Below are 503 nucleotides of genomic sequence, written 5' to 3'. Positions count from 1 at the left end.
AGGCGGGTTCGATACTTAGAAACCTTGATAAGATCGGGTTACTCGATTGCACCTTCCTCGCTGATGAGATTAATGGGTTGGCCAAGTACTCAGCTTCATATCTCAAGAGTGAAGGTTTCTCCCAAAAACAGTTGGCAAGGATATGGAGTGCGGCAAAGTGCAAAAGGGGGAAGAATTCCGAAGATAAAAAGCTTATGCAGCTACTTGAGCCCATGGGCGAAGAGGAAATGATAAAATGTCTTTCCAATACTGAAAACTTCCTTTGGGATTTTCATCCCCTTTGCCTGGAAGGGCTTACCTTTCCAGAGGGTAGTGATTTTACCGGCATTGATCTCTCCCGCTATGACTTCAGGGGTGTGACATTCATCAAGCCAAGGTTCAGTCAAGAGCAGATGGAAAGCGGTTTGCTGGTGGAGGCAGTTATTAAGGACAGCTCATACGGAGGACATTAAGAGACTCCGATTGCTGTTAATCCAAGAGCTGATCGCCCGATTCGCCTGTCT

Annotated in this window: 1 protein-coding gene; it reads left to right on the top strand. The window is 46.5% G+C overall.

Annotation, left to right across the window (positions count from 1 at the left end):
- Positions 1 to 452, top strand: a 452-nt coding sequence (locus E1189_RS22250; RefSeq protein WP_196220846.1) for a hypothetical protein, incomplete at its 5' end; no start/stop codon positions are given.
- Positions 453 to 503 lie beyond the last annotated feature (51 nt).

This window comes from Parendozoicomonas verongulae, from assembly GCF_009711465.1.
GTDB lineage: Bacteria > Pseudomonadota > Gammaproteobacteria > Pseudomonadales > Endozoicomonadaceae > Sansalvadorimonas > Sansalvadorimonas verongulae.
This window is presented reverse-complemented; position numbering and strand designations above follow the sequence as displayed.